20 protein-coding genes are annotated in these 24,230 nt (G+C 69.4%); 11 read left to right on the forward strand and 9 right to left on the reverse strand.

Going from position 1 to position 24,230, the window contains the following annotated elements; translation table 11 throughout:
• Window positions 1-178: 178 nt before the first annotated feature.
• Complete coding sequence (locus tag M9M90_RS03745; RefSeq protein ID WP_254835824.1) at window positions 179-1,372, forward strand: acyl-CoA dehydrogenase family protein; 1,194 nt, start codon at window positions 179-181, stop codon at window positions 1,370-1,372.
• Window positions 1,373-1,375: 3 nt separating this feature from the next.
• Window positions 1,376-2,455, forward strand: coding sequence for an acyl-CoA dehydrogenase family protein (locus M9M90_RS03750; protein ID WP_254835825.1), 1,080 nt, complete (start codon window positions 1,376-1,378; stop codon window positions 2,453-2,455).
• Here M9M90_RS03750 and M9M90_RS03755 read toward each other — a convergent pair.
• Window positions 2,452-2,757, reverse strand: a complete 306-nt coding sequence (locus tag M9M90_RS03755) for a GNAT family N-acetyltransferase (protein WP_254835826.1) — start codon at window positions 2,755-2,757, stop codon at window positions 2,452-2,454. The two genes, M9M90_RS03750 and M9M90_RS03755, sit on opposite strands and share 4 nt — an antisense overlap.
• Window positions 2,758-2,856: 99 nt before the next feature.
• On the opposite strand from M9M90_RS03755, the gene M9M90_RS03760 reads away from it, so the two are divergent.
• Together M9M90_RS03760 and M9M90_RS03765 are read left to right on the forward strand one after the other, a co-directional pair.
• Window positions 2,857-4,425: a carboxylesterase/lipase family protein gene (locus M9M90_RS03760; RefSeq protein WP_254835827.1), complete on the forward strand. Its 1,569-nt coding sequence runs from the start codon at window positions 2,857-2,859 to the stop codon at window positions 4,423-4,425.
• 265 nt (window positions 4,426-4,690) lie between these two features.
• Window positions 4,691-5,641: a nitronate monooxygenase family protein gene (locus M9M90_RS03765; RefSeq protein WP_254835828.1), complete on the forward strand. Its 951-nt coding sequence runs from the start codon at window positions 4,691-4,693 to the stop codon at window positions 5,639-5,641.
• Between the two features lie 326 nt (window positions 5,642-5,967).
• Here the strand turns inward: M9M90_RS03765 and M9M90_RS03770 are convergent, their stop codons facing one another.
• A complete protein-coding gene (locus M9M90_RS03770; RefSeq protein WP_254835829.1) occupies window positions 5,968-6,369 on the reverse strand; it encodes a hypothetical protein in 402 nt (133 codons plus the stop codon).
• 80 nt (window positions 6,370-6,449) lie between these two features.
• On the opposite strand from M9M90_RS03770, the gene M9M90_RS03775 reads away from it, so the two are divergent.
• On the forward strand, window positions 6,450-7,439 hold the full coding sequence (locus M9M90_RS03775) for a YafY family protein (RefSeq protein ID WP_254835830.1): 990 nt from the start codon (window positions 6,450-6,452) through the stop codon (window positions 7,437-7,439).
• Here M9M90_RS03775 and M9M90_RS03780 read toward each other — a convergent pair.
• The gene (locus M9M90_RS03780; protein ID WP_254835831.1) at window positions 7,436-9,676 is read right to left on the reverse strand and encodes a xanthine dehydrogenase family protein molybdopterin-binding subunit; all 2,241 of its coding nucleotides are present in this window, start codon (window positions 9,674-9,676) and stop codon (window positions 7,436-7,438) included. The genes M9M90_RS03775 and M9M90_RS03780 overlap by 4 nt on opposite strands.
• On the reverse strand, window positions 9,673-10,134 hold the full coding sequence (locus M9M90_RS03785; RefSeq protein ID WP_254835832.1) for a (2Fe-2S)-binding protein: 462 nt from the start codon (window positions 10,132-10,134) through the stop codon (window positions 9,673-9,675). The genes M9M90_RS03780 and M9M90_RS03785 overlap by 4 nt, the downstream gene beginning before the upstream one ends.
• 139 nt (window positions 10,135-10,273) lie before the next feature.
• Between M9M90_RS03785 and M9M90_RS03790 the strand changes: the two genes are divergently transcribed.
• Window positions 10,274-12,022 carry a hypothetical protein gene (locus tag M9M90_RS03790; RefSeq protein WP_254835833.1) on the forward strand — a complete coding sequence of 583 codons (1,749 nt, stop codon included), beginning with the start codon at window positions 10,274-10,276 and terminating at the stop codon, window positions 12,020-12,022.
• Here the strand turns inward: M9M90_RS03790 and M9M90_RS03795 are convergent.
• From M9M90_RS03795 to M9M90_RS03810, 4 genes are all read right to left on the reverse strand, one after another.
• Complete coding sequence (locus M9M90_RS03795; RefSeq protein WP_254835834.1) at window positions 12,019-13,044, reverse strand: serine hydrolase; 1,026 nt, start codon at window positions 13,042-13,044, stop codon at window positions 12,019-12,021. The genes M9M90_RS03790 and M9M90_RS03795 overlap by 4 nt on opposite strands.
• 31 nt (window positions 13,045-13,075) lie before the next feature.
• Window positions 13,076-14,233 (reverse strand): MFS transporter, encoded by a 1,158-nt coding sequence (locus tag M9M90_RS03800; protein WP_256549228.1) that lies wholly within the window; start codon window positions 14,231-14,233, stop codon window positions 13,076-13,078.
• Window positions 14,234-14,400: 167 nt separating this feature from the next.
• Complete coding sequence (locus tag M9M90_RS03805; RefSeq protein ID WP_254835836.1) at window positions 14,401-14,799, reverse strand: avidin/streptavidin family protein; 399 nt, start codon at window positions 14,797-14,799, stop codon at window positions 14,401-14,403.
• Window positions 14,800-14,934: 135 nt separating this feature from the next.
• Entirely contained in the window at window positions 14,935-16,314 is a 1,380-nt protein-coding gene (locus M9M90_RS03810; protein ID WP_254835837.1) for an L-serine ammonia-lyase, read from the reverse strand.
• Between the two features lie 148 nt (window positions 16,315-16,462).
• On the opposite strand from M9M90_RS03810, the gene M9M90_RS03815 reads away from it, so the two are divergent.
• The 3 genes from M9M90_RS03815 to M9M90_RS03825 all read left to right on the forward strand — a co-directional run bounded on the left by M9M90_RS03815 (window position 16,463) and on the right by M9M90_RS03825 (window position 19,197).
• On the forward strand, window positions 16,463-17,662 hold the full coding sequence (locus M9M90_RS03815) for a DSD1 family PLP-dependent enzyme (protein ID WP_254835838.1): 1,200 nt from the start codon (window positions 16,463-16,465) through the stop codon (window positions 17,660-17,662).
• A 247-nt stretch (window positions 17,663-17,909) separates the two neighbouring features.
• The gene (locus tag M9M90_RS03820) at window positions 17,910-19,019 is read left to right on the forward strand and encodes an S-(hydroxymethyl)glutathione dehydrogenase/class III alcohol dehydrogenase (protein ID WP_254835839.1); all 1,110 of its coding nucleotides are present in this window, start codon (window positions 17,910-17,912) and stop codon (window positions 19,017-19,019) included.
• 31 nt (window positions 19,020-19,050) lie between these two features.
• Window positions 19,051-19,197 (forward strand): hypothetical protein, encoded by a 147-nt coding sequence (locus M9M90_RS03825; protein WP_254835840.1) that lies wholly within the window; start codon window positions 19,051-19,053, stop codon window positions 19,195-19,197.
• On the opposite strand, the gene M9M90_RS03830 is transcribed toward M9M90_RS03825, so the two are convergent.
• Window positions 19,178-20,704 carry a hypothetical protein gene (locus M9M90_RS03830; RefSeq protein ID WP_254835841.1) on the reverse strand — a complete coding sequence of 509 codons (1,527 nt, stop codon included), beginning with the start codon at window positions 20,702-20,704 and terminating at the stop codon, window positions 19,178-19,180. The genes M9M90_RS03825 and M9M90_RS03830 overlap by 20 nt on opposite strands.
• Window positions 20,705-20,867: 163 nt before the next feature.
• Here M9M90_RS03830 and M9M90_RS03835 point away from each other — a divergent pair, with 163 nt between their 5' ends.
• Window positions 20,868-22,796 (forward strand): hypothetical protein, encoded by a 1,929-nt coding sequence (locus M9M90_RS03835; RefSeq protein ID WP_254835842.1) that lies wholly within the window; start codon window positions 20,868-20,870, stop codon window positions 22,794-22,796.
• Between the two features lie 4 nt (window positions 22,797-22,800).
• Window positions 22,801-24,225 carry an MBL fold metallo-hydrolase gene (locus M9M90_RS03840; protein ID WP_254835843.1) on the forward strand — a complete coding sequence of 475 codons (1,425 nt, stop codon included), beginning with the start codon at window positions 22,801-22,803 and terminating at the stop codon, window positions 24,223-24,225.
• Window positions 24,226-24,230 lie beyond the last annotated feature (5 nt).

Here is a 24,230-nt window from a genome sequence, read left to right on the forward strand (position 1 = left end):
GTTGAGTTGCACAGTCCACGGTAGTTCTCGCAGAAGACCGCACGACGCCGGCCAAGTTCAAAGAATCTGTTCTTCCAATCCTTCGCCGCAATTCACGATCACCGGCTTCCGCCAGGTCATGCTTGCCCCGGCGCGCGCCCGGTGCTGGCCTTAGGTCCGACACCGTTCGGAGGACGCCATGGACCTGAAGCTGACGCCGGAGATGGAGGCCTTTCGCGACGAGGTGCGCGGCTTCCTGCAAACCCACGAGGACCGCTACGCCCCCAACGCCGGCGACGAACGGCCGCGCGAGGCGGCTCTGGAATGGCAGGCCCTGCTGATCGACCACGGCTATGCGGCGCGGACAATTCCGCGGGAATACGGCGGCTACGGCGCAGAGCCCGACATCCTGAAGTCCCGTATCATCACCGAGGAATTCACCGCCGCCGGCGCGCCGCGCGGCTTCGCCAACCAGGGCATCTCCATGCTGGTCCCGACCCTGCTGGAGGTCGGCTCCGAGGAGCAGAAGAAGCGCTGGATCGCGCCGACCCTGCGCGGCGAGGTGGTCTGGTGTCAGGGCTATTCGGAGCCGGGCGCCGGCTCGGACCTCGCCAGCCTGCAGACCAAGGCCACCGAGGACGGCGATGACTTCCTGATCTCCGGATCAAAAATCTGGACGAGCACCGCGGCCCAGGCGGACATGATCTTCTGCCTGGTGCGCACCGAGCCCCAGGCGCCGAAGCATGACGGCATCTCCTATGTGCTGTTCCCCATGAAGACCCCGGGGATCGAGGTGCGCCCGCTGAAGACCATGACCGGGTCGGCGGAGTTCAACGAGGTGTTCTTCACCGACGTCCGGGTTCCGCAGAGCGCGGTGGTCGGCGGCCGGGGACGGGGCTGGTTCGTGGCCAATGCGACCCTGAAGCACGAGCGGGGAATGCTGGGCGATCCCAACGCCACCGAGGCCAGGCTGCATTCGCTGATCGAACTGATGAAGACCGAGAGGGTGGACGGGGTCCGGCTGATCGACGATCCGGTGATGTGCGACCGGCTAATGCAGCTTCAGGCGCGCGTATTGACGATGAAATTCAATGGATTGCGGCTGCTGACCGCCTCGATGACCGGGGAGTCCGCCGGCATGGCGGGCCTGGTGGTCAAGCTGCAGGGCTGCGAGCTGAACCACCAGATCGCGGCGCTGGCCATCGACGCCCTGGGCGAGCTGGGGGTGCTCTACGAGGACGGACCATACCTCCGGTCGAAGGGAAGTTGGCAGAGAAGCTATATGTTCGATCTGGGTTTGATCATCGGGGGCGGCACCGCCCAGATCCAGAAGAACATCATCTCCGAACGCGGACTCGGCATGCCGCGCGAACCCAAGCTGGCGAGCGTCTAGGCCATGGATTTCTCGATCACCCAAGACCAGAAGATGATGCAGGACAGTCTGTCGCGCACCTTGTCCGACAGCGTTCCCCTCGATCGCGTGCGCCGCTATGCGGGTGCCCCGGCCGACGCGGGCGCCGACATCTGGAGCGCCATCGCCGACTTCGGCCTGGCCGGCGTGGTCACCCCCGAAGCGTACGGAGGTCTCGGTCTGACCCTGCTGGATGCGGCCCTCGCTGCCCAGGCGCTGGGGCGGGCGGTGACGCCGGGTCCCTTCCTGGGCGGTGTGGCCGCGGCCATCGCGCTCAACGAGGCCGGGTCGGCCGACCAGCAGACCCGATGGTCGCCGAAGCTCGCGTCCGGCGAGGTCACGGCGGGCCTGGCGATCTCCGAGCCGGTGGCCGGGGCCCGGGACGGGGCCGGCGTCACGGCGGCGAGCGGCAAGCTCACCGGCAAGGCGCTGTTCGTCACCGACGCCCTGACGGCGGACCTGTTCGTCGTCGCCGACCGGAGCGGGAACCTGCATCTGGTGAAGGCCGACGCGGCGGGCCTGACGCGGGCGGCGATGACCACCATCGACCAGACGCGCAGGGTGGGGGAGCTCACCTTCCACGAGACTCCGGCCGAGCCGCTGGGCGGGCCCGGGACCCTGGCCCGGCTGCGCGACGCGGCCTGGGTGCTCCTGGCCGCCGACAGCCTCGGCGCCTGCGAGGTGATGATCGAGAAAGCCGTCGACTACGCCAAGGAGCGGCGGCAGTTCGGCCGGGTGATCGGCTCTTTCCAGGCGGTGAAGCACATGTGCGCCGAGATGGCCGCCGAGCTGGAACCCTGCCGGGCGCTGGTCTGGTACGCCGCCTACGCCTTCGATGAGGCGCGGGACGAGTCATCCCTGACCGCCGCCCACGCCAAGGCCCACACCTCCGAGATCGGCCGCTTCGTCGCCCGCACGGCCACCGAGGTGCACGGCGGCATGGGGATCACCGACCTGCTGGGCCTGCACTTCTGGTTCAAGCGGGTGGGCCTGAACCGCCAGCTGCTGGGCGGTCCGGAGCGGGTCCGCCGCCTGGCCGCGCAGATCCAGGGCCTGGCCGCCTAAGCTGCCCTCAACCCATCGCGCATGTCGGGATGAACCAGCTTCAGCAGCTCGGGACGCTTGGTGATGTAGGCGCGGAAGAAGCTGCAGGTGGGCTTCACCCAGAGCTTGTTCTCCCGCGCATAGGCCAGGCCCGCCTCGATCAGCCGCTTGCCGATCCCCTGGCCGCCGAGCGCTTCTGGCACCACGGTGTGTGGAAAGACGATGGCGCCCGGCTCCAACCGGTATTCGGCGAAGGCGACATCCTCGCCCACGCGGATCTCGAACTGCGTTTCGGCGCGGACGACAGCGGGCAGGTCGGACATGGGCGTTCCTCTTCCCGTTCGAGATAGCGGGTCCGCCGTGGCGTGGCTACTTGTGACACCGGTGTCATAGGTTCTAGGGTGGGCGTGGGAGGACGATCCATGGACCACCTCAATCGGCGCGACCTGTTCGCGGCGGCCGGCCTGCTGCTGCCCGGCGGGGCGTTCGCGGCGGGCGCCTCGCCCACGGCGCGGACCCGCCACGGCCCGGTGCGGGGCTATGCCGACGGGACGATCAAGGTGTTCAAGGGCGTCCGCTATGGCGCCGACACCGGCCCCCGGCGCTTCCGTCCACCCGTGGCGCCCACGCCCTGGACCAAGACCCTGGAGAGCGTCGCCCACGGCCCGGCCTCGCCCCAGGCCGGCAAGGCCGACGAACCGCAGAGCGAGGATTGCCTGTTCCTCAACGTCTGGACGCCGGGACTGCGGGACGGCGCCAGGCGGCCGGTGATGGTCTATCTGCACGGCGGCGCCTATGCGTCGGGCTCGGGGAGCTCGCCCCTCTATGACGGGGCCCGGCTCTGCCGGCGCGGCGACGTGGTGGTGGTGACGCTCAACCACCGGCTTAACGTGTTCGGCTACGGCTTCCTCGCCAAGCTGGCGGGGCCTGGGTTCGCCGACTCCGGAAACGCCGGAATGCTGGACATCGTGCTGGCCCTGAAATGGGTGGGCGACAACATCTCCGAGTTCGGCGGCGACCCCAGCCGGGTCATGGTGTTCGGTCAGTCCGGCGGTGGGGCGAAGATCGCCACCATGATGGCCATGCCGGCGGCCAAGGGCCTGTTCCATTCGGCGGCGACCATGAGCGGCCAGCAGGTCACGGCGTCCGGGCCGCTGCACGCCACCGAACGGATGGAGCTGTTCCTCAAGACCATCGGCCTCTCCCCCGACCGCGCCGCCGAGGCCGCGACCCTGCCGGCCGCCAGGCTGGTCGAGGGCCTGGCCGCGGCCGATCCCTTCACGCCCGGGCGGCTCTATTTCGGGCCGGTGCTGGACCAGCGCAGCCTGGCGCGCCACCCCTTCTATCCGGACGCCCATCCGCAGGGGCTCAAGATCCCGATGATCCTCGGCAACACCCACGACGAGACCCGCGCCTTCCTCGCGGGCTCCAAGCCCGATCCCTTCGCCATGCGCTGGGAGGAGGTGGCGTCGCGGATCGGGCCGGAGATGCGGGTCGATATCGATCCGGACCATGTGGTGGCGACCTATCGTCGGCTCTACCCGCACTATTCGCCGACGGACGTGTTTTTCGCCGCCACCACGGCGGGGCGGTCCTGGCGCGGCCAGGTGATCGAGGCCGAGGAGAGGGCGCGGGCCGGGGCGCCGGGCTGGGTCTATCAGCTGGATCTGAGAACCGGCGCGCAGGGCGGACGGCTGGGGGCGCCGCACGCCGCCGACATCGCGCTCGCCTTCGACAATGTCACGGCGGCCGGGTCGCCCTACGCTGCGACCCCTGCCCACCAGAAGGTCGCCGACCAGATGAGCGAGGCCTTCATCGCCCTGGCGCGGACCGGCGATCCCAACACCGCGGCCCTGCCGTCCTGGCCGCGCTACGAGCTGGACCGCCGGGCGACCATGGTCTTCGACAGCGACACCCGGGTGGTCGACGATCCCCGGGGCGACGAGCGGCGGCTGTTCGAGGCCGTCCCCTATGTCCAGCCGGGGACCTAGGCTGTCTCGACTCAGGCGCCTCCTCTCTCCTCGAGCGGGCAGTGGTCGAAGCTGGGGCGGTCGCTCGACAATGGCAGGCGCCTTCACCTCCAGCAGCGCGGCAGGTAGCCGTTCATGCCCAGGTCCTGGGCGGTGAGGCAGGCGGTGGCGAGGGCGGGGCTCGCCGGCCAGCAACTCGAAGGAAGACTTTCAGGCGTAGGCGCCTTGACGACCCGAGGTGTGATCGGCGCAGATGTTTCAAACAGACGTTTGAGGAAACGCCGCCATGATCAAGACCCGCATCACCGAGCTTCTGGGCGTCCAGTATCCGATCATCCAGGCGCCCATGGGCTGGATCGCGCGCTCCCAACTGGCCTCGGCGGTGTCCAATGCGGGCGGCCTGGGCATCATCGAGACCTCGTCGGGCGAGCTCGACGCCGTGCGCGAAGAGATCAGGAAGATGCGCCAGCTCACCGACAAGCCGTTCGGGGTGAACATCGCCCAGGCCTATGTGCGCGATGCCGATATCGTCTCCTTCGTGGTCGACCAGGGGGTGAAGTTCGTCACCACCTCGGCCGGCGACCCGAACCGCTATTGCAGCCAGCTCAAGGAGGCGGGCCTGACCGTCTTCCACGTGGTGCCCTCCCTGGCGGCGGCCCTGAAGGCCATCGACGCCGGGGTCGACGGCCTGGTGGTGGAGGGCGCCGAGGGCGGCGGCTTCAAGAATTCCCGCGACGTCTCCAGCATGGTCCTGCTGCCCCTGGTCTGTTCGAAGGTGGGCGTGCCGGTGATCGCGGCGGGCGGCATGGTCGACGGCCGCACCATGGCGGCGGCCTTCGCGCTCGGGGCCGAGGGCGTGCAGATGGGCACCCGGATGGTCTCGGCCGCCGAGAGCCCGGTGCATCAGAATTGGAAGGACGCCATCGTCGCGGCCAAGGAGACCGACACGGTGTTCCTGAACCGCTTCGGGCCTGGCGCGGCCCTGCGGGCGCTGCGCACCGAGCGGACCTCGCGGCTGGAGCGCGACCCCGGCGAGGCCGGCGTGATGTCGGAGTTCAAGAACACCCAGGCGCTCTATTTCGGCGGCGACATGGAGGCGTCGATCGCGCTGTCGGGCCAGGTCGCGGGACGTATCGACTCGGTCAAGCCGGTGGCGCAGGTGATCCAGGAGACGGTCGCCGAGTTCGAGGCGATCATGGCCGAGATGGCGGGAAAATATGCGCCCGTGGTGGCCTAGACGCTCCTAGATCCTCCCCCAGCGCGGAGCGCGGTTTGGGGGAGGTGGCGCGGAGCGAAGCGGAGAGGCGGAGGGGGCTGAAGCCCGCCGAGGAGAGTCAAAGTCCCCCTCAGTCGGCTGCGCCGACAGCTCCCCCAGAAGGGGAGCATCTATGGGCTATGCGAACCCAGGTCCTCCCCCAGCGCGGAGCGCGGTTTGGGGGAGGTGGCTCGGAGCGAAGCGGAGAGACGGAGGGGGCTGAAGCCCGCCGAGGAGAGTCAAAGTCCCCCTCAGTCGGCTGCGCCGACAGCTCCCCCAGAAGGGGAGCAACTGGGTCGCATTCGATCCTAAGCCGCCGCCGAGCGCATGGCGTGTTCCGGCTCGTAGCTTTCCTCGTCCCAGAGGGCGTCGAGGGCGTCCCAGCGTCGGGCCGCGTCGCGAAGGCGGGCGTCGTCGCGGACATTGACCACCTGGCCTTCCTGCTCATCCCAGACGACGGTGAGGTCGGCCAGGCGATGGGCGTCCTCGCCGAGGCGGCCCTTCTCCTGCAGCTCCTCGATCATCCCGGCGCTGAGCCGCAGCTTCAACCGCCCACCGGAGAGCCGCACGGCGATGTCGGCATGGGTGATGACCTGGTCGATCATGGCCGGGCTGGCCGGCTGGGTCGGACGCCGCGCGTCGAACAGGAACAGCGGCTCGGCCTGGCGGCGGGGGGCGGGGCGGAAGCGGGTCACGTTGCGGCTGGTCATCGAAGTCACCTTTCGTCTCGGCATGATCTTGATAGGATGCCGATGCGTCAGAAACGGACGTATGTTTTCGGGAGCCGACGATGCGGCATGAGAAGGCGGCGCGGCTGTTGGAGTTGGCCCGGATGCTGGCCTCGTCGGCCGAGGGCCTGACCCTCGACGAGATGGCCGACCAGATGGGGGTGGGACGGCGCACGGCCGAGCGGATGCGCGACGCGGTGCGCGACGCCTTCCCGCAGATGGAGGAGGTGGACGATCCGCCCACCAAGCGTTTCCGCATCCCCTCGGGGCTGGACGGCATCTTCCAGGCGCCGACCGCCGACGAGTTCGCGGCGCTGCGGGCGGCGGCCGAGCAATACCGGCAGGCGGGGTCCAAGACCCGGGCCGGAGCGTTGCTGTCTCTGGAGCAAAAGGTTCTCTCCGCGATCCGTGCGGGCGCGCGCCGCAAACTCGCGCCGGACCTGGAGGCCCTCTTGGAGGCCGAGACCATGGCTATCCATGCCGGGCCTCGTCCCTTCGAGGACGAGATCGTGCTCGGCGCGGTGCGCGAAGCTATCAAGTCGCTGAGACGGCTAAGGTTCCGCTATGCGGGCGGATCGTCCCCGGGGCGGCTGCGGGAGGTGACGCCGTTCGGGCTGATGTTCGGGCGCTCGAACTACCTGGTGGGAGCCGAGGGCGACTCTGTCGAGCCGCGCACCTGGCGGCTGGACCGGGTCCGCGAGATAACGGTCAGCGAGGCGGCGGGGTCGCGGCCGCCCGAGTTCTCGCTGCGGGACTTCATGAACCGCAGCTTCGGCATCTATCAGGACCAGGTGGAGCAGGTGGAGCTTCGGGTCCTGCCGCACGGGGCCGAGGAAGCCATGGGCTGGCGCTTCCATCCGACCCAGTCGCTGGAGCCGCTGGCGGACGGCGGGGTCATGGTGCGGTTCACCGCCGGGGGTATGCGCGAACTGGCCTGGCACCTGTTCACCTGGGGCGACAAGGTCGAGATCCTCGGGCCCGACCGGCTGAAGGCGATGATGCGCGAGGAACTGGCCGTGGCCGCGCGGGCGCACGGAATGAGCGATAGTTAGGTGGTCTTCAGCGCCGCCAGCACCGCATCGGGTCTTATGGGCAGGTGGCGAACCCTGGCGCCGACGGCGGCGAAGATGGCGTTGCCGATGGCCGGACCGACCACGGTGGTGGCCGGTTCGCCCAGTCCGACCGGGGGCTCCGCGCTCTCCACGAAGTCGATGTGCAACTCGGGCACGTCGGCCATGCGCAGCGGGGTGTAGCTGTCGAGATTGGTCTCGGCGATCTGGCCGTTGGTAAAGGTCGCGCCTTCGAACAGGGCCAGGCTCATGCCCCAGAGCGCGGCGCCCTCCATCTGGGCCAGCGCCCCGTCGGGATGGACGATGGCCCCGGCGTCGACGGCCAGGTGCAGGCTCTCGACCTTGACCTCGCCGCTCTTGCGGTCGACCCGCACCCGGGCGGCGCAGGCGATCCAGGTGGGCATGTCGCGTTCCTGGCCGAATGTGGTGGCCAGGCCGATGCCGGTGTCCTTGGGCAGCTTGCCGCCATAGCCGGCGCTCTTGGCGACGCGGGCCAGGACCGCGGCCTGGCGCCTGGCGCCGCCGACCGCGCTGGGCGGGCCTCCGGCGTTGCGGCCGGCGCCGTCCAGCAGCTTCAGCCGGAAGGCCAGGGGATCGGTCTTCTGGGCGTGGGCGGCCTCGTCCATGAAGCTTTCAACCGCCCAATTGGTCCAGCCGGGCCCGACGGAGCGCAGCCAGCCGGGCCGGAAGGCGCGGTTGGCCAGGTCGTTGGAGACCGCCCGCACCCGGTGCGCGCCCACCGTGTACCAATGGTTGGCGCCGCTGATCGCGAAGGGGTCGTACGCCACGCCGTCGACGCCCTTGGGCATGAAGAAGGGCGCCATGACCAGGGTGGGCCAGCCGGCGCAGGCGTGGTGTTCCATGGCGCTCACCGCGCCGCCGTCGCCGAAGGCCATGCGGACCTTCTGAACGCTCGGGGAACGGAAGGAATCGAACAGGGTGTCGTCGGCGCGGGTGAAGACCAGCTTGACCGGCTTGCCCAGCGCCTTGGCGGCCAAGGCCGCGGGCACCGCATAGTCGCCATTCAGCCGCCGCCCGAAGCCGCCGCCCAGCAGGTAGGTGCGCATGACGATCTTGTCCTCGGGCCGGCCCAGGGCCTTGGCGAGGGTCGGCAGAATCAGCGACTGCCACTGGTTTCCGGTATGGATCTCGAAGACACCGTCCTTCTCGAAGGCGAGCGCGTTGAGTGGCTCCATCTGGAAGTGGATGGCGCTGGCGGTGGTGTAGGTCGCCTCCAGGGTCGACCTGGCCGTGCCGAACGCGGCGTCGACGCCGTCGTCGTTCAGGACCATGGCGCCAGCCTTGGGGTCGGCGATCAGCCTGGCGGCGTGGGCCTGGAGGTCGGCCTCCGAGACCTTGGCCGTGTCGCCCGACGTCCAGGTCACCTTGACCAGTTCGGCGGCCCGGTCGGCGGCGACGAAGCTGTCGGCCACGACCACCACCCAGCCGGGGACCGTGGCGGAGGGATCGTCGAGGGTCAGGCTCCGCAGATAGCCGGGGACGGCCTTGGCGGCGCTGTCGTCCACCGAGACCACCTTGGACTCGTTGCGGGTCGGCGGGATCTTGGGCCGGGCGTAGACCATGCCGGGGACCTTGGCGTCGAGGCCGTAGAGGCCCTTGCCGTTGGTCTTGTCGGGGATGTCGCGGGCCTGGGTCTCGCGCCCGATCAGCCGCCGTTCCGAGGGCGGCTTGATCGGCATGGCCTTCAGTTCGGCCTCGGTGAAGGACGCCTTGAGCCCGCCCTTGGCGACGATGTCGCCGTAGGAGACCGACTTGCCGCCGGCGCTGACCACGCCCTTGCGGGCGACGCAGGCCTTGGGGTCGGCGCCCATCAGCCTGGCGCCGGCCTCGACGAGGGCGATGCGGCCGGCGGCGCCGGCCTGGCTCATCAGGGGATAGCTCTGCCAGACCGACCAGGAGCCGCCGGTGACCATGTAGCCCCACTTGGGGTCGCTATCGACGCTGACGATCCGGACCATGTCCCAATCGGCCTCGAGTTCGTCGGCGACGATGCGGGCGATGGCGGTGCCCACGTGCTGGCCCATCTCGGCGCGGATGACATTGACGGTGACGATCCCCTGGGGGTCGATGGAATACCAGACGGTCGGCTCGAAGCCGGCCTCGGCGGCGGCGCCCGGCGCGACGAAGCCGAACATGGCGCCGGCGGCGGTGGCGGCGATCATGAAGCCGCGGCGAGAGGGGGCGAGGAGCTGGTTCATGCGCGGGCTCCCGACTTGGCGGCCAGCTTGATGGCCTTCTTGATGCGGGCGTAGGCCATGCAGCGGCAGAGATTGCCGTTCATGGCCGCGTCGATCTCGGCGTCGGTGGGCTTCGGCGTGGCGGCCAGTAGCGCGGCGGCCTGCATGATCTGGCCCGACTGGCAGTAGCCGCACTGGGGCGCCTGGGCCGCGATCCACGCGGTTTGCAGCGGGTGGGCGCCCTTGGGATCGAGGCCCTCGATGGTGACGACCTTGGCGCCGGCCACGGCGCTCACCGGGATGACGCAGGACCTGACCGCCTGGCCATCGACGTGGACCGTGCAGGCCCCGCAGGCGCCGATCCCGCAGCCGAACTTCGTGCCCGTCAGCCCCAGGTCGTCGCGGATCGCCCAGAGCAGCGGCGCGTCGTCCGGGCCTGAACTCGTGACCGTCCGGCCGTTCAGTTGGAACGTCGCCATGGCCGCACTCCCCAGGTTCCTTTCCGTAGGCTGCGCCCTTTTTCGAACCGCTGTCCAGACGCATCGGTGGAGCTTTCGCGCCTATTCCCGCGTTGGGTCGATGGGCCTAAACCGGGGCGACGCAGCCGGGAGCGAAATCTTGCGCCAGCCGATCCTGAAGCCCCGCTCCGATGGGCTGATCGAGAGCGACCAGGCGGTGACCCTGCCGATCATGGCCCCGCGCCTGCAGGGAGAGCTCCATGCCGAGGGCTGGGCCGACTTGGCCCTGTGGGGTGAGGGCGATCTGGGGCGGCTGCGGTTCTCGGCCCTGGAAGGGCCCTATGTCTACTTCCCCAATGGCCTCACCGATGCGGGCGCCGGAGGGGTGTTCGCCGCCCAGGAGGCGCCGGTGATGGTGATCCGCGGCGCGACCTACCGCGGGTTCACGCCGTCCAAGCGCTGCGCCAACTGGGACCGCAGCACCCATCCCAAGGCCCGGGTCCGGCGCGAGAAGACCCGTCGGCGGATCGACCTGCAGTGGGCGGTCGTGCTGATCGAGCAGCGCGGCGAGGACCTGGTGGTCTCAAGCGGCGCCGACCTCGCCGAGGCGGACCGGGCGCTGCACTTCTCCGTCGACACCATCGTCGGCGAGGCCCTGGCCTATGCGGCCCACTGCGACCGTATGCCGGAAGCCGACCCGGTGATGCGCAGCATGGTCATGCAGGGGACCCACGCGGGACTGTCCAGTGTGCGGCGCGACGAGCGCGGACGGTTCGACGGCCTGGCGGCGGGCCTGCACTATTCGGCCCCGGCCCGGACCTACTACCGCGACGGCTACTGGACCCTGCAGCTGCTGCTGGGCCTGGCCCCCAGCATCGTCCACGAGGAGATCGAGATCCTGGCCTCGGGCCTGCAGCCCGACGGCGAGGCCCCCTCCGGGGTGATCGTGTCCGGGACGGAGCAGGCCCGGGCCTGGGAGGAACTGCGCACCACCGCCTTCGGCATGGACTGGATCCACACCCGGTCCATCGACTGGTGGAGCGACCATTTCGACAGCCCGCTCTTCTTCGTCCTGGCGATCGGCGACTATGTGCGCACCACCGGCGACCTGGAGCCGGCCGAGCGTCACTGGCCGCTGGTGAAGGCGGTGTTCGACCGCTATCGCGAGCTCTCCGAGATGGGGTTGCCGGTGAAGCCGCGCCACGAGCGCGACTGGGCCGACAATGTCTATCGCGGAGGGTTCGTGGCCTATGACCTGGGCCTGTGGGTGGGCGTGCTGGACGTGATCGTCAAGCTCGGGGCCAAGCTCGACCCGGCGCTCGGCAAGACCGCCAAGGCCCTGGCGGTCGAGACGCGGGCGGCCCTGGAGACCCACCTGTGGCGCGGCCAGATTTGGCCTGCCGACTATCACGCGCCCGAGGGTCTGGCCGAGGTGGAGCCGACCCTGGAGGACCACCTCACCCTCGATAGCCTGACCCTGCTGCGCTACGACGCGGTCTCCGAGGCGCGGGCGCTGCAGGTGCTGGAGGCGGTGCGCCGCCGGCTGGAGACCCGCCACAACCAGGACCAGGGCTTCGGCGACTGGGGCATGATGTGCGCCTATCCGCCCTTCAAGCACCGGGCCGACGTGCGTTCGAAATCGGCCTTCGCCTTCCGGTACCACAACGGCTCGGACTGGCCGTGGCTGGATGGGGTCTATGCCGAGGAGCGGCTGCGGCGCGGGCTGCCGGGATGGCGCTATCCGCTGGTCGCCTGGTGGGAGCACTGCCTGAAAGAGGGCTGGCTGGGGGCGGTGGAATACTTCTCGCCGCCGTGGGGCCGCGGCTCGCTGCTGCAGGGCTGGTCGGGTCTCCCGGCCGCCGTGGCGCTGAAGCACCGGGAAACCGTGCTGGCCGGCGACCCCGACTAGCGGAAGCAGCCCACAGCCTCTCCGACCCAGGCCTTCAGCGCGTCCTTCCTGGCCAACGGCGTCGCGCCATGGCGGACCAGGATCAGGTCGAGGTCCGGGACCAGCACCGTATACTGGCCGTCATAGCCGTTGGCGGAAAACGAACCGGGGCCGCCGACGTCCAGCCACCAGTGGGCGCCGTAGCGGTTCTCTTCGCCCGGCTGCTGGTAGGTCGGAGTCCGAGCGTAATCGACCCATCCCTCCGGCAGCAGCCGGCGGCCGTCCCAGATTCCGTCGCGGAGATAGAGCAGGCCGAAGCGGGCGAAGTCTCGCGCCGTGGCGAAGCAATAGGACGATCCGATGAAGGTGCCGGCGCCGTCGAACTTGGGGATGGGGCTCTTCATGCCCAGGGGGTCGAACAATGCTCGGCGCATGAAGGCGTGGAAGTCCTCGCCCGTGGCGCCGATCGCGCGTGCGACGATGCGCGAGACGATGTTGGTCGTGCCGCTGGCGTAGGACCAGAATGTCCCGGGCGGATGTTCCAGCGGCATGGAGGCTGCGAAGTGGGCCATGTCGGGACGTCCGCTCCGCTGGAGCATCTCGATCACGTCGGAGGGGTGCTCGGGCACGTAGTCCTCCACGAACCTCAGCCCGCTGGACATGCGCAGGAGCTGGTCGAGAGTGATGGCGCCGCGCGGGTCGCCGGGCTCGCGCCATTCGGGAACGTCGGCGGGGGCGTGGAGGTCGAGCCGTCCCTCGCCCACCAGAATGCCCACCAGGGCCTGGGTGATGCTCTTGGCCTTGGACCAGGACGGATAGGTGTGGTCGGGACCGTGGCTCGGACCGTAGCGCTCGAAGACCAGCCGCCCGCCCTGGACGATGGCCAGGGCGTGGGTCTCGCCCATGGCGTCGGTGTCGAAGGCCTGGGCGAGCAGGGCGTGGAACCGGGCGCTGTCGAGCGAGGCGGGCGCTTCCCCCCGCGGCCAGGCCTCGGTGGGCCAGGGAACATCGGCGGGCTGGGCGGGCAGGGGCATGAGGCTCATGGCGCTAAGGTGGCTCCTGGCCGGACGATTGTCATCCCGGACGCACCCGGCCGGCGGTGAGGAACCAGAACGCCGCCCCGGCGAGGGCCAGAACCAAGGCCGAGAGCGTGATCGCCGGGCCGCCGAGCCGGGTCAGCATCAGGCCGCCATTGGCCCCGCCCAGGGCCTGGCCGAGGGAGACCGCCGAGCCATTGATCGCCAGGGCGAGGACCGCTGCGCTGGGCAGGGTCTCCACCAGCCGGCTCTGAATCACGGGCATGATCGAGAACAGCGACGTCGCCGTGACCAGTATGGCCAGGCAGACCACCGTATTGGTGGCGAGCCCCGGTGGGGCCCCGCCGGAGAGCTCCAGCGTGTGGAGACCCGCGCCGCAGGCCAGGGTCAGGAAGGCCAGGCCCACCGAGAGCCCACCCTTGCCCCGGTCGGCGCTGCGGCCCCCCAGCCAGAGACCCAGGAAGCTGCCCACGCCGATCATCAACTGGAAGGCCCCGACGCCGGCGCCCGTGACGCCGGTCTGCAGGCGGATGATCGGGGCCAGATAGGTATTGATGGTCATGTTGGCGCCGAAGGCCAGGAAAGCGGCGGTCCACAGCGGCAGGGCCGCGGCGATGGCGAGCTTGCCGCCCTTGATCGGCGCCGGCGGCGTGACGCGCGGGGTGAACAGGGCCACGGCGGCGAAGGCGACCAGCGCCAGGAAGGCCGACAGCAGGAAGGTGGCGCGCCAGCCGAACGCCGAGCCCACGACGCTGCCCATCGGGATGCCCAACAGGAAGGCGATGGTCATGCCGCCGGTGACCGTGGCCATGGCGGATCCCCGTTTCTCCGGCGGGACGAGGCTCGCGGCCATGGTCGCCGCGCCCGGCCCGGCGAGGGCCGCGACGCCGCCCAGCACGGCGCGCAGGCCCATGAGCTGGCTGAAGTTCGCCGCGAAGCTGCAGAGCAGGCTGAAGACGATTGAGGCGGCCAGGGCGAGCAACAGGATCGACTTGCGCTCCCGACGCCCCAGCATCATGGCCAGAGGCGGCCCGGCCAGGGCCGCGGTCAGCACATAGACTGTCTGCAGCTGGCCCACCGTACCGGTGGCGACACCCAGGTCGGCGGCCATGGGTTCCAGCACGCCGGCGAAAATGAAGGCGCTGGATCCGAAGGAGAATGTTGAAAGGGCTAAAATAAAAACGCGTGGGTCCATGCCGCGAAGCTTCGACGCCAAACCCGGCGAAGTCGACTGAGTTCTTCTGATCGGTATGTCAGGAAAGACTTCCGGACGCCTTCAGGGCGTTCGCGAGATCCGCGCCCACGCGCGCATCGATGATGATGTTCACCGTCATGCGACCCCGAACGCGGACGCTTCGGCGGCTAGGGCCGGGTGAAAGTGTCGGCGCCCGCGAATGTGGACTGCCAGATCGCGGCGTCTTCCGCCGGCCCCTCGGCGATATCCATGACGAGATGCCACAGGGTTACGATAGTCTCGGTTCCGCCCTCCTCCACCATCTGGCCGGTCCAGCTTGTGAGGGATGCCGTCGTATCCCAGTTGACCACAATAGCGATCAGATCACGGTCGACGTACCCCGTGATCTCACCCTCGACCGTGGATCCGCCACTGCTGACCAAGCTCTTATACCGGCCGGTGACCTTCTGACCGGTGATGACGAGATCCATCTCAGAGTTCAGCTGGTTCTTCCACTTCCCCGAGAAATCGACGGTCGGCGCGCCCGCGGTGGGCGCGGCCATGGCCATGAGGTTCACTGTCGGCATTGGAGTCTCCCGCTTAGAGGGTGGAAATCTAACTCAATCGCGAGGCGGGAGTCTCGCCCTATGAGAGCCTGCCTATGATCCACCCGGATCCACTCCTAGAACCTGGAGCTACCGAGGCGCCGGGATGGGCAGGCCTCAGCACTCGACCAGATTGACGGCCAGGCCGCCCAGCGAGGTCTCCTTGTAGATCTCGCTCATGTCCTGGCCCGTCCGCTTCATGGTGGCGATCACCTTGTCGAGGGAGACGGTGTGCTGGCCGTCGCCGAGCAGGGCCAGGCGCGAGGCGTCGATGGCCTTCACCGCGCCCATCGCGTTGCGCTCGATGCAGGGAATCTGGACCAGGCCGCCGATGGGATCGCAGGTGAGGCCAAGATTGTGCTCCATGCCGATCTCGGCGGCGTTCTCGATCTGGGCGTTGGAGCCGCCGAGCGCCGCGGTGAGGCCCGCGGCGGCCATGGAGCAGGCCACGCCGACCTCGCCCTGGCAGCCGACTTCGGCCCCGGAGATCGAGGCGTTCTGCTTGTAGAGGGCGCCGATGGCCGCGGCGGTCAGCAGGAAGGTGCGGCGGCCCTCGGTCAAGCCCCGGTAGAAGCGGTCGTAGTAGCGCAGCACCGCAGGCAGCAGGCCCGCCGCGCCGTTGGTGGGAGCGGTGACAACCCGGCCGCCGGAAGCGTTCTCCTCGTTGACCGCGAGCGCCCAGAGGTTGACCCAGTCCAGGGGGGCCAGCGGGTCGGAGATGTTGCGCTCCACCTTGGCCATCAGGTCGTTGCGGATCTGGCTGGCGCGGCGGCGGACCTTCAGCCCGCCGGGCAGGCAGCCCTCCTGGCGCACGCCGCGCTCGATGCAGGCCTCCATGGCGTTGAAGATGGCGTCGAGGCCGTCATTGACCTCGTCGGGCGAGCGAGTGGCGGTCTCGTTGGCGAACATCAGCTCGGCGATGGTCAGGCCGGCGCGCTGCGCCTGCTGCAACAGCTCCGCGCCCGAACCGAAGGGATAGGGTACGGCCACGGCACGGGCCGGCGAGACGTTGGCGGCGATCTCGTCCTCGTCCAGCACGAAGCCGCCGCCGATCGAGAAATAGGTGCGCTCGAGGCTCAGGGCGCCGTCGGCGGCGAAGGCGCGGAAGGCGACCGCGTTGGGGTGTTGCGGCAGGCGGGTGCGTCCGGCCCAGACCAGGTCGTGGGCCTCGTCGAAGCCGATCTCCGGGCCCGCCTCGCCCAGCCTCAGCCGGCCGGTGGCGCGGATCGTCTCGAGGGCGGCGTCGGCGGCGTCGGGATCGATAATGGCGGGGAGGAAGCCGGCCAGGCCCAGGATCACCGCCCGGTCGGTGGCGTGCCCTTTGCCGGTCAGGGCCAGGGAGGCGTAGAGCGTGACCTCCACCCGGCCGACGCCCGCCAGCAGGCCCTGTTCCGCCAGCCGCGCCGTAAACCGCGCCCCGGCGGTCATCGGTCCCATGGTGTGTGAACTGGACGGCCCCACGCCCAGCTTGAACAGGTCGAACGCGCTCGTGGTCATGGGCGATGTTGGTACGTCATTGCGCGAACCGCGCCAAGGCGGGGTTGGAATATCCCCTCGGCCGCCGGATCGGCAGCCCGCAGTAGCGCCGGAACGGAAAACCCATCATCACATGGCGTCCGCCCACGCCTAGCCGAGAGACACCCCAATGACCGACCGACCCGGCCCGCCCGTCGCATTCCACCCGCCCATCACCCCAGCCCTGGTCGTCCGCCGCGCGGTGCTGGAACAGAACCTGGCGGCCATGCAGGCCCTGTGCGACGCCGCCGGCGTCAAGCTGCGGGCGCACGGCAAGATGCACAAGTGCTCCACCCTCGGCCGGCGGCAGGTGGAGCTGGGGGCTGTCGGCCTCTGCTGCCAGACGGTGGGGGAGGCGGAGGTCTACGCCGCCGCTGGGGTCGGCGACCTGCTGGTGACCTCGCCGCCGGCGCCCTGGGGCGCGGCGCGGATCGCCGCCATCGCCAAGGGCGGGGTGAAGATCGCGGTGGTGGCCGACGACGCGGGCCAGATCGACCGGCTGGCGGCCGCGGCCGTGGCGGCCGACACCATCGTGGGGCTGGTCGTCGATATCGACCTGGGCACCCATCGCACCGGTGTCCCGCCGGAGGAGGTCCTGGCCCTTGTCCGCCACGCCAATGCCGCGCCGGGCCTGCTCTATCGCGGCGTCCAGGCCTATCTCGGCCACCTGCAGCACTTGACCGACCTCGACCAGCGCCGGGCGGCCTGTGAGGCCGTTCGCCAACGCCTGGGCGGCCTGGTGGGAGAACTCGCCGATGCAGGGCTGGCGCCGGAGATCGTCACCGGCGGAGGCACGGGCACCTATGCCGCAGACCTGGCCTCCGGCGTCTTCAATGAGATCCAGGCCGGGTCCTACGCCTTCATGGATGTTGAGTACGAGGACTGTCCCTCTCCCGACGGCGGGCCCTGGGCCTTCGCCCCCTCGCTGTTCCTGGCGACGACGGTGGTCTCGGCGCGACACAAGACCCACGTGGTCTGCGACGCCGGCCTGAAGGCCCATTCCGTGGACGGACCGCCGGCGCGGATCGTGGCCGGCGCGCCGCAGGGCGCCCGCTGGCGTCCCATGGGCGACGAGCATGGGGCGATCTTCCATCCCGCCCTCACCCAGGCGCTGAAGACCGGGGGCGATTTCGACCGGGCGGTGACCGCGGCGGACGCCGACGACGGGATTGCCTGGCCGGCCGACGCGCCCCAGGTCGGCGACCTGGTGTGGCTGCAGCCCGGCCACATCGACCCGACGGTCAACCTGCACGACGCGTTGTTCGTGGTCGACGAGCTGGGCGGCGTCGAGGTCTGGCCCATCGATGCACGGCGCACGGCGCGAGTCTGAAGTCTGAGTCCAGATGCTCCCCCTCTGGGGGAGTTGTCGGCCGAATGGCCGACTGAGGGGGATTTTGACTCGCTTTCGTGCGCTTCAACCCGCTCCGTCACGTCGCCGAAGAGGGCGACGCGCCACCTCCCCCAAATCGCGCTGCGCGCTGGGGGAGGATCTGGGAGCGCGCTCCGCCGCGTTGGGGACTTGCCCGAAGCATCGGCCTGCCCTTTTGTGCGCCGACAACGAAGACCCGTGAGGAACCATGAAGACCCGCGCCGCCGTCGCCTTCGAAGCCAAGAAGCCGCTCGAGATCGTCGAAGTTGACCTGGAAGGGCCCAAGGCCTTCGAGGTGCTGGTGGAGATCAAGGCCACGGGCATCTGCCATACCGACGCCTACACCCTGGACGGACTGGATTCGGAGGGCATCTTCCCCTCGATCCTCGGCCACGAGGGGGCCGGCGTGGTGTTGGAAGTCGGACCCGGGGTGACCAGCGTGAAGCCCGGGGACCATGTGATCCCGCTCTACACGCCCGAATGCCGCCAGTGCAAAAGCTGCCTGTCGCGGAAGACCAATCTCTGCACCGCGATCCGCGCCACCCAGGGCAAGGGGATGATGCCGGACGGCACCAGCCGGTTCTCCTACAAGGGCCAGCAGATCGCCCACTACATGGGCTGCTCGACCTTCGCCAACCATACGGTCCTGCCCGAGATCGCGGTGGCCAAGATCCGGTCCGACGCGCCGTTCGACAAGGCCTGCTACATCGGCTGCGGGGTGACGACCGGGGTGGGCGCCGTAATCAATACGGCCGGCGTCGAGCCCGGCGCCAATGTGGTCGTCTTCGGCCTGGGCGGCATCGGGCTCAACGTCATCCAGGGCGCCAGGATGGTGGGCGCCAACATGATCATCGGTGTCGATATCAATCCGGATCGTGAGGACTGGGGCCGGAAGTTCGGCATGACCCACTTCGTCAATCCGAAGGCCATCGACGGCGATGTCGTGGCCCACCTGGTGGCGCTGACCGATGGCGGCGCGGACTACACCTTCGACTGCACCGGCAACACCACGGTGATGCGCCAGGCCCTGGAAGCCTGCCATCGCGGCTGGGGTGAGAGCATCATCATCGGGGTGGCGGAGGCCGGCAAGGAGATCGCCACCCGGCCGTTCCAGCTCGTCACCGGGCGGGTCTGGAAGGGCACGGCCTTCGGCGGCGCCCGTGGCCGCACCGACGTTCCGAAGATCGTCGACTGGTACATGGACGGCAAGATCCAGATCGACCCGATGATCACCCACGTCATGCCGCTGGAAGACATCAACAAGGCCTTCGACCTGATGCACGCCGGCGAGAGCATCCGCAGCGTGGTGGTGTTCTGACCTTCCATCTTCTGAGGTGGGCCGCACGGCCGTGCACTTCGATCTGCATGCCAGGGAAAAGGGCGAGCAGCCCCACCAGGAGGCCCGCGCGGCCGTGGTCGACAATGTGCTGCGCACCGGACCCTGCGCCGCCGACGGCGTAGCGACGATGGAGCCGCTCAGCTCAGCCAGGCCTTGAGCTGGCGGGCGACGTCGTCCGAGGTGAAATAGACCGTGTGATAGATGTCTTCGCCGGAGCCGACCGGCAGGACCGCGGCGTCGGCGAGGCGGGATTGGCGGGTGCCGAACTGGGTCATCGCCTTGGTGTGGACCACCAGATCGTTGTCGCCCTGGAACAGGCGGTTGGTGATCTTGTCCAGCAGGGCCTGGGCGAGTTCCTTGGAGATGCCCTTCTTCGGCTCGAACCGCGGCACGAAGTTGGAGGTGACCGCGTGGTAGGTCGCCAGGCGATCCAGGCCGCCGGCCGCGCCGTTGAGCTTGCCGACCAGGGCGCCGTCCGGCTCCATCGCCGCCAGACCCGGGACCCGCCGGTCGGTGATCGCCACCTCCGAAAAGCTTTGCAGGAAGCGGCCGACCGTCTTGATCCCGAAATCCACCAACGGATTGACGGCGACCCCGGCTCCGGAGGCCACGGCCACGGCCCGCGCGCCGGCCAGGATGATGTTCGTGTAGAGGTCGACCATGGCCTCCCAGTTCTCGGGCTCGGCCAGGTTGGTGCCGCCATTGGTGCAGCCGACGAACACCGCCCTGCCGAGCTTGATGTCGGGACGTTCCTGCGCGAGCAGCGTCTCGGCCAGCTCGCGATAGACAAGGCCGCCACGGCTGTAGGCCACCGCGTCCAGGGCCGAGTTCGGCGGCACGCCAAAAGCGATCAGGGCGTCGAGGATCGCCCGCGCGTTCTGTTCGGGCGTGTCGGCCAGGGTCTTGTGATCGAAGCTCAGCACGGCGTCATAGGCGCCCCGCGCATGGGTCAGGAAGGCCTGACCGTCCGCGGACTTGGCGAGCTGGGTGAAGCTGCCGGCCGTGGACGAGAACGTCCCGTGGACCATCAGCAGGATCTTGGCGGGCTTGGCCTTGGCGAGCGGCGGGATCGCGCGGCCCGGGACCCAGGTGTCTGGTCCGCCGGCCATGCCGATCAGGCCGGTGAGCATGTCACCCTCGATCTTCTTTACCGCCACGTCGATGATCTTGCCGACGGCGAACTTCAGGACATAGGCGCGGACCGGATCGACCATCTTGTCGACCAGCCAGTTGAAGATCGGGCCGCGCCGCAGGTCCGACAGGCCGAAACCCAGGGCGCCGCCCTTGCGGGGACTGGCCAGGGTGAAGGTCAGGGTGCGCGCGCCGTCCGCGGAGAAGGCGACGCCGGGCTGGCGATCCGGATAGCCCCAGGCGAAGACTCCGCCCTGGCCTTCCAGCAGCACCACGGCGCTCTCCCCCGCCGCCACGTCGGCCCTGATCTTCGGCGACTCCGCCGAGGCCGCCAGGCCCACTCCGGCGCCCGGCTTGCCGCGCAGGTCCATTTCGGCGGCGACTTCGAAGCCGGCCAGGGCCAGGGCTCCGGTGAGCGCCTGGCGCTCCGGCTCGACCGCCGCGGCCAGGGCCGCTGCGGCGGGAACCCTCCGGACCTGGATGCGCTCGGCCGTCTCTACGACCACGCCACCGCCTAGGTCGACCTGCGCCATGACCCGCCCTCCGCCTGTTGCGGGCGCCATCATCCTCCTGTCGCGGCCGGGTGTTAAGCTGAAATCCGCAATCCATCCGGGCGATGGTTAACACGGCACGGCTTGGTTGACTTTGAGCGAGAGGGGGCGGCAAGCTTCGGGCCTCAGCTTAGGGGCTTGCGCGATGAGCAGTGAGCTTGGCGTCAGGACCGACTATCCGATCCCCGCCGCGCGGCGGTTTCGGGTCTACGCCTTCGACCCCCTGGCCTCGACCTCGCTCGACACCGCCCTGGTCAATGACGCCGTCATCAGCCTGCCCTGGGAGGAGCCCTGGGAGGAGCCGCTCGGCAAGGGCCCCAGCGGCGAGTATCTGGAGGTGGTCGACTACGATCCGGCGAGTGGGCTGTTCTACGAACCCCTCGACCCCACCGCCGCCGTGCTGCTGGCCCAGGACGGCCTGCCGCCCTCCGAGAGCCGGCCGCAGTTCCATCAACAGATGGTCTACGCGGTGGCCATGAAGACCATTCGCCACTTCGAGCGCGCCCTGGGCCGCAAGGTGTTGTGGTCGCGCAAGCGCGGCGAGCCGCGGGACGGTTTCGTGCGCAAGCTGCGCGTCCATCCCCACGCCCTGCGCGAGCGCAACGCCTATTACAGCCCCGACAAAAAGGCCCTGCTGTTCGGCTACTTCAAGGCCTCGCAGACCTCTGCGGGCCTGCCGGACGGCTGGGTGTTCACCTGCCTGTCGCACGACATCATCGCCCACGAGACCACCCACGCGATCCTGGACGGGGTGCACCGCCGGTTCATCGAGCCGACCAGCCTGGACACCCTGGCCTTCCACGAGGCCTTCGCCGACATCGTGGCCCTGTTGCAGCACTTCACCATGGCCGAGGCGGTGGAGCAGCAACTCGCCCAGGTGCGCGGGCGGCTGCGCACCCGCAACCTGCTGACCGGCCTGGCCCATCAATTCGGCGACGCCACCGGCCGGATGGGCGCCCTGCGCGAGGCCATCGACATCGAGCCGACCGGAGACGGACCCGGCGACAAGCCGCCGAAGCGCTACGCCGACTCCGAGGAGCCCCACGAGCGCGGCTCGTTCCTGGTGGCCGCGATCTTCGACGCCTTCGTCACCATCTTCGAACGACGCACCGCCGACCTGATGCGGCTGGCCCAGACAACGGCCCTCGGTGAGGAATTGCATCCGGACATGGTCAAGCGGCTGGCCGCCGAGGCGATGAAGGCGGCCGACCACTTGCTGCGCATCTGCGTGCGGGCGCTGGACTACGTGCCGCCCATCGACATCCGGTTCGGCGAGTTCCTGCGGGCCATGATCACCGCCGACGCCGACCTGATTCCCGACGACAAGCTGCACTACCGCCTGGCCATCGCCGAGGCGTTCCGGAGGCGGGGGATCTTTCCCAAGGGCTGCCTGTCGATGGCGCCCGACAGCCTGCTGTGGGAGACGCCGGACGCATGGGACCCAAGCTTGGCCGGCATCTATTTCGGCGACCTGGTTCCCGACCTCGATCTCCAGACCCTCTACAGCCGCGAAGCGATCTGGGACCAGGCCCAGAAGAACCAGCTCGCCGTCTGGCGGTGGCTGACCCATACCGACGAGATGACGCCGGAGTGGGAGCGGATGCTGGGCATCCGCCTCCGCCCCGACGCGCCGATGACCATTGAACGATCGAGCCAGACCGGCGCCCCGAAGGTCGAGGTCCACTCCGTGCGCATCGCCCGCCGGGCCGGTCCGGATGGCCAGGACATCCGCCAGCTGGTGGTGGAGATCACCCAGACCCGACGCGGCTTCTTCGATCCCGAGGCCCAGGCCAGGGCCGATCGCGGCGAGGGCGACCCCAAGGCGAGAGACTTCATCTTTCGGGGAGGCGCGACCCTGCTGGTCGACCTGCGCGCCAGCCTGATCCGCTACGACGCGGTCATGAAGCTCAGCGAGGGGAAGATCCGCTACGCCGTCCGCAAGCGGATCGACGACGACCGGCGGCTGCAGGCGCAACGTGACTACCTGCGCGGCGGGGCCGACCGCGACCTGGGCTTTGTCTATTTCGGCGAGCGCGACGGGCAGGAGCCCTTCGCCATGCTGCATCGGGGCTAGGGTCATGGCCAAGACCACCGCCACTGTCCGGATGTACAAGGGCCTGCTGGGCGACTGCTTCCTGGTCCGCCTCAAGTCTGGCCAGGCGGTCAGCCACATCCTGATCGACTGCGGCATTCTGCAGAACATCCCCGGCGACAAGGCCAAGATGCAGGCGGTGGCCGCCGACATCGTGGAGGCGACGGGCGGCCGGCTGGACCTGCTGGTCGTGACCCATGAACACCACGATCACATCTCCGGCTTCGCCCACGCCAGTTCCGTGTTCCTGGAAGGCGGACTGAAGATCGACAATCTTTGGATGGCCTGGACGGAGAAGGAGGGTGATCCGCAGGCCGACGCCCTGAACCTCAAGTTCAACAAGGCCAAGCAGGCGGTGGCCATGGCGGTCGACCGCGCCGGCGCCCTGGCCGCGGCTGGGGTCCCGGGGGCCGACGATATCGTGGGCGGGCTGGAGGCCTTCATCGGTCCCGTGGACCCGCCGAGGGGCGTGCTGGGTGCGGCCGAGCGGCCGACCGGAAAGGTGGTGATGCGCAGGCTGAAGGAGGTGACCCGGGCGGGCGGCGGCAAGGTGGAGTTCCTGGAACCGGGTGAGGTCAAGGTCACGCCGGGAGCCGCCAGCCTGAAAGCCTACGTCCTGGGCCCACCGCGCACCGAACAGCGCCTCTATCACGACCTGCCGTCCCATCATCCCGGCAAGGAGAAGGAGACCTACCTCGATCGCTTCAGCGCCGCCGACCAACTGCTCAGCGCGGCGGAGGGCGCCTGGGAGGATGGTGAGCCGGAGCGGCCCTTCGCCCCCCGCCATGGCCTGACGCCCGACCGGATCCAGGCCGGGTCCCGGCCGGGCCACGAAAAGGAAGAGATCGAACAGGACGTCGACTGGCTGAATACAGCCTATTACGCCGCGCCCGATTGGCGGCGGGTGGACGCTGAATGGCTGGGCATGGCCGGCGCCCTGGCGCTGAAGCTCGATTCCGACACCAACAACACCAGCCTGGTCCTGGCATTCGAGGCGCCGGGCGGAGAGGTGCTGCTGTTCGCCGCCGACGCCCAGGTGGGCAACTGGCTCTCCTGGCACGACCAGGCCTATGGGCCCGCGGCGACCCCCGTCGCCGACCTGCTCTCGCGCACGGTGTTCTACAAGGTCGGCCACCACGCCAGCCACAACGCCACCCTGCGCAAGGACGGCCTGGAGCTGATGGCGAGCCCGGACCTCGTCGCCATGATTCCGGTCGTGGAAAGCATCGCGCGCGAGCAGGGTTCGAAGGGCTGGAACATGCCCTTCCCGCCGCTGCTGGAGCGCCTGCTGGAAAAGACCAAGGGCCGCGTCCTGCGTGGAGACCAGCCGACCGACAAGGCGGCGTTCAAGAAGTCGCGGGTGCGGACGGGACCGGGTGACCTCTGGGTGGAATACGACGCCCTGGTCTGAGGCGC

The sequence above is a fragment of the Phenylobacterium sp. LH3H17 genome, assembly GCF_024298925.1.
Taxonomy (GTDB): Bacteria; Pseudomonadota; Alphaproteobacteria; order Caulobacterales; family Caulobacteraceae; genus Phenylobacterium.

Bases quoted from the DNA above. Each gene is read 5' to 3' on its own strand.
- M9M90_RS03745 (WP_254835824.1), top strand. From the start codon at position 179: ATGGACCTGAAGCTGACGCCGGAGATGGAGGCCTTTCGCGACGAGGTG.
- M9M90_RS03750 (WP_254835825.1), top strand. From the start codon at position 1,376: ATGGATTTCTCGATCACCCAAGACCAGAAGATGATGCAGGACAGTCTG.
- M9M90_RS03755 (WP_254835826.1), bottom strand. From the start codon at position 2,757: ATGTCCGACCTGCCCGCTGTCGTCCGCGCCGAAACGCAGTTCGAGATC.
- M9M90_RS03760 (WP_254835827.1), top strand. From the start codon at position 2,857: ATGGACCACCTCAATCGGCGCGACCTGTTCGCGGCGGCCGGCCTGCTG.
- M9M90_RS03765 (WP_254835828.1), top strand. From the start codon at position 4,691: ATGATCAAGACCCGCATCACCGAGCTTCTGGGCGTCCAGTATCCGATC.
- M9M90_RS03770 (WP_254835829.1), bottom strand. From the start codon at position 6,369: ATGACCAGCCGCAACGTGACCCGCTTCCGCCCCGCCCCCCGCCGCCAG.
- M9M90_RS03775 (WP_254835830.1), top strand. From the start codon at position 6,450: ATGCGGCATGAGAAGGCGGCGCGGCTGTTGGAGTTGGCCCGGATGCTG.
- M9M90_RS03780 (WP_254835831.1), bottom strand. From the start codon at position 9,676: ATGAACCAGCTCCTCGCCCCCTCTCGCCGCGGCTTCATGATCGCCGCC.
- M9M90_RS03785 (WP_254835832.1), bottom strand. From the start codon at position 10,134: ATGGCGACGTTCCAACTGAACGGCCGGACGGTCACGAGTTCAGGCCCG.
- M9M90_RS03795 (WP_254835834.1), bottom strand. From the start codon at position 13,044: ATGAGCCTCATGCCCCTGCCCGCCCAGCCCGCCGATGTTCCCTGGCCC.
- M9M90_RS03800 (WP_256549228.1), bottom strand. From the start codon at position 14,233: ATGGACCCACGCGTTTTTATTTTAGCCCTTTCAACATTCTCCTTCGGA.
- M9M90_RS03805 (WP_254835836.1), bottom strand. From the start codon at position 14,799: ATGCCGACAGTGAACCTCATGGCCATGGCCGCGCCCACCGCGGGCGCG.
- M9M90_RS03810 (WP_254835837.1), bottom strand. From the start codon at position 16,314: ATGACCACGAGCGCGTTCGACCTGTTCAAGCTGGGCGTGGGGCCGTCC.
- M9M90_RS03815 (WP_254835838.1), top strand. From the start codon at position 16,463: ATGACCGACCGACCCGGCCCGCCCGTCGCATTCCACCCGCCCATCACC.
- M9M90_RS03820 (WP_254835839.1), top strand. From the start codon at position 17,910: ATGAAGACCCGCGCCGCCGTCGCCTTCGAAGCCAAGAAGCCGCTCGAG.
- M9M90_RS03830 (WP_254835841.1), bottom strand. From the start codon at position 20,704: ATGGCGCAGGTCGACCTAGGCGGTGGCGTGGTCGTAGAGACGGCCGAG.
- M9M90_RS03835 (WP_254835842.1), top strand. From the start codon at position 20,868: ATGAGCAGTGAGCTTGGCGTCAGGACCGACTATCCGATCCCCGCCGCG.
- M9M90_RS03840 (WP_254835843.1), top strand. From the start codon at position 22,801: ATGGCCAAGACCACCGCCACTGTCCGGATGTACAAGGGCCTGCTGGGC.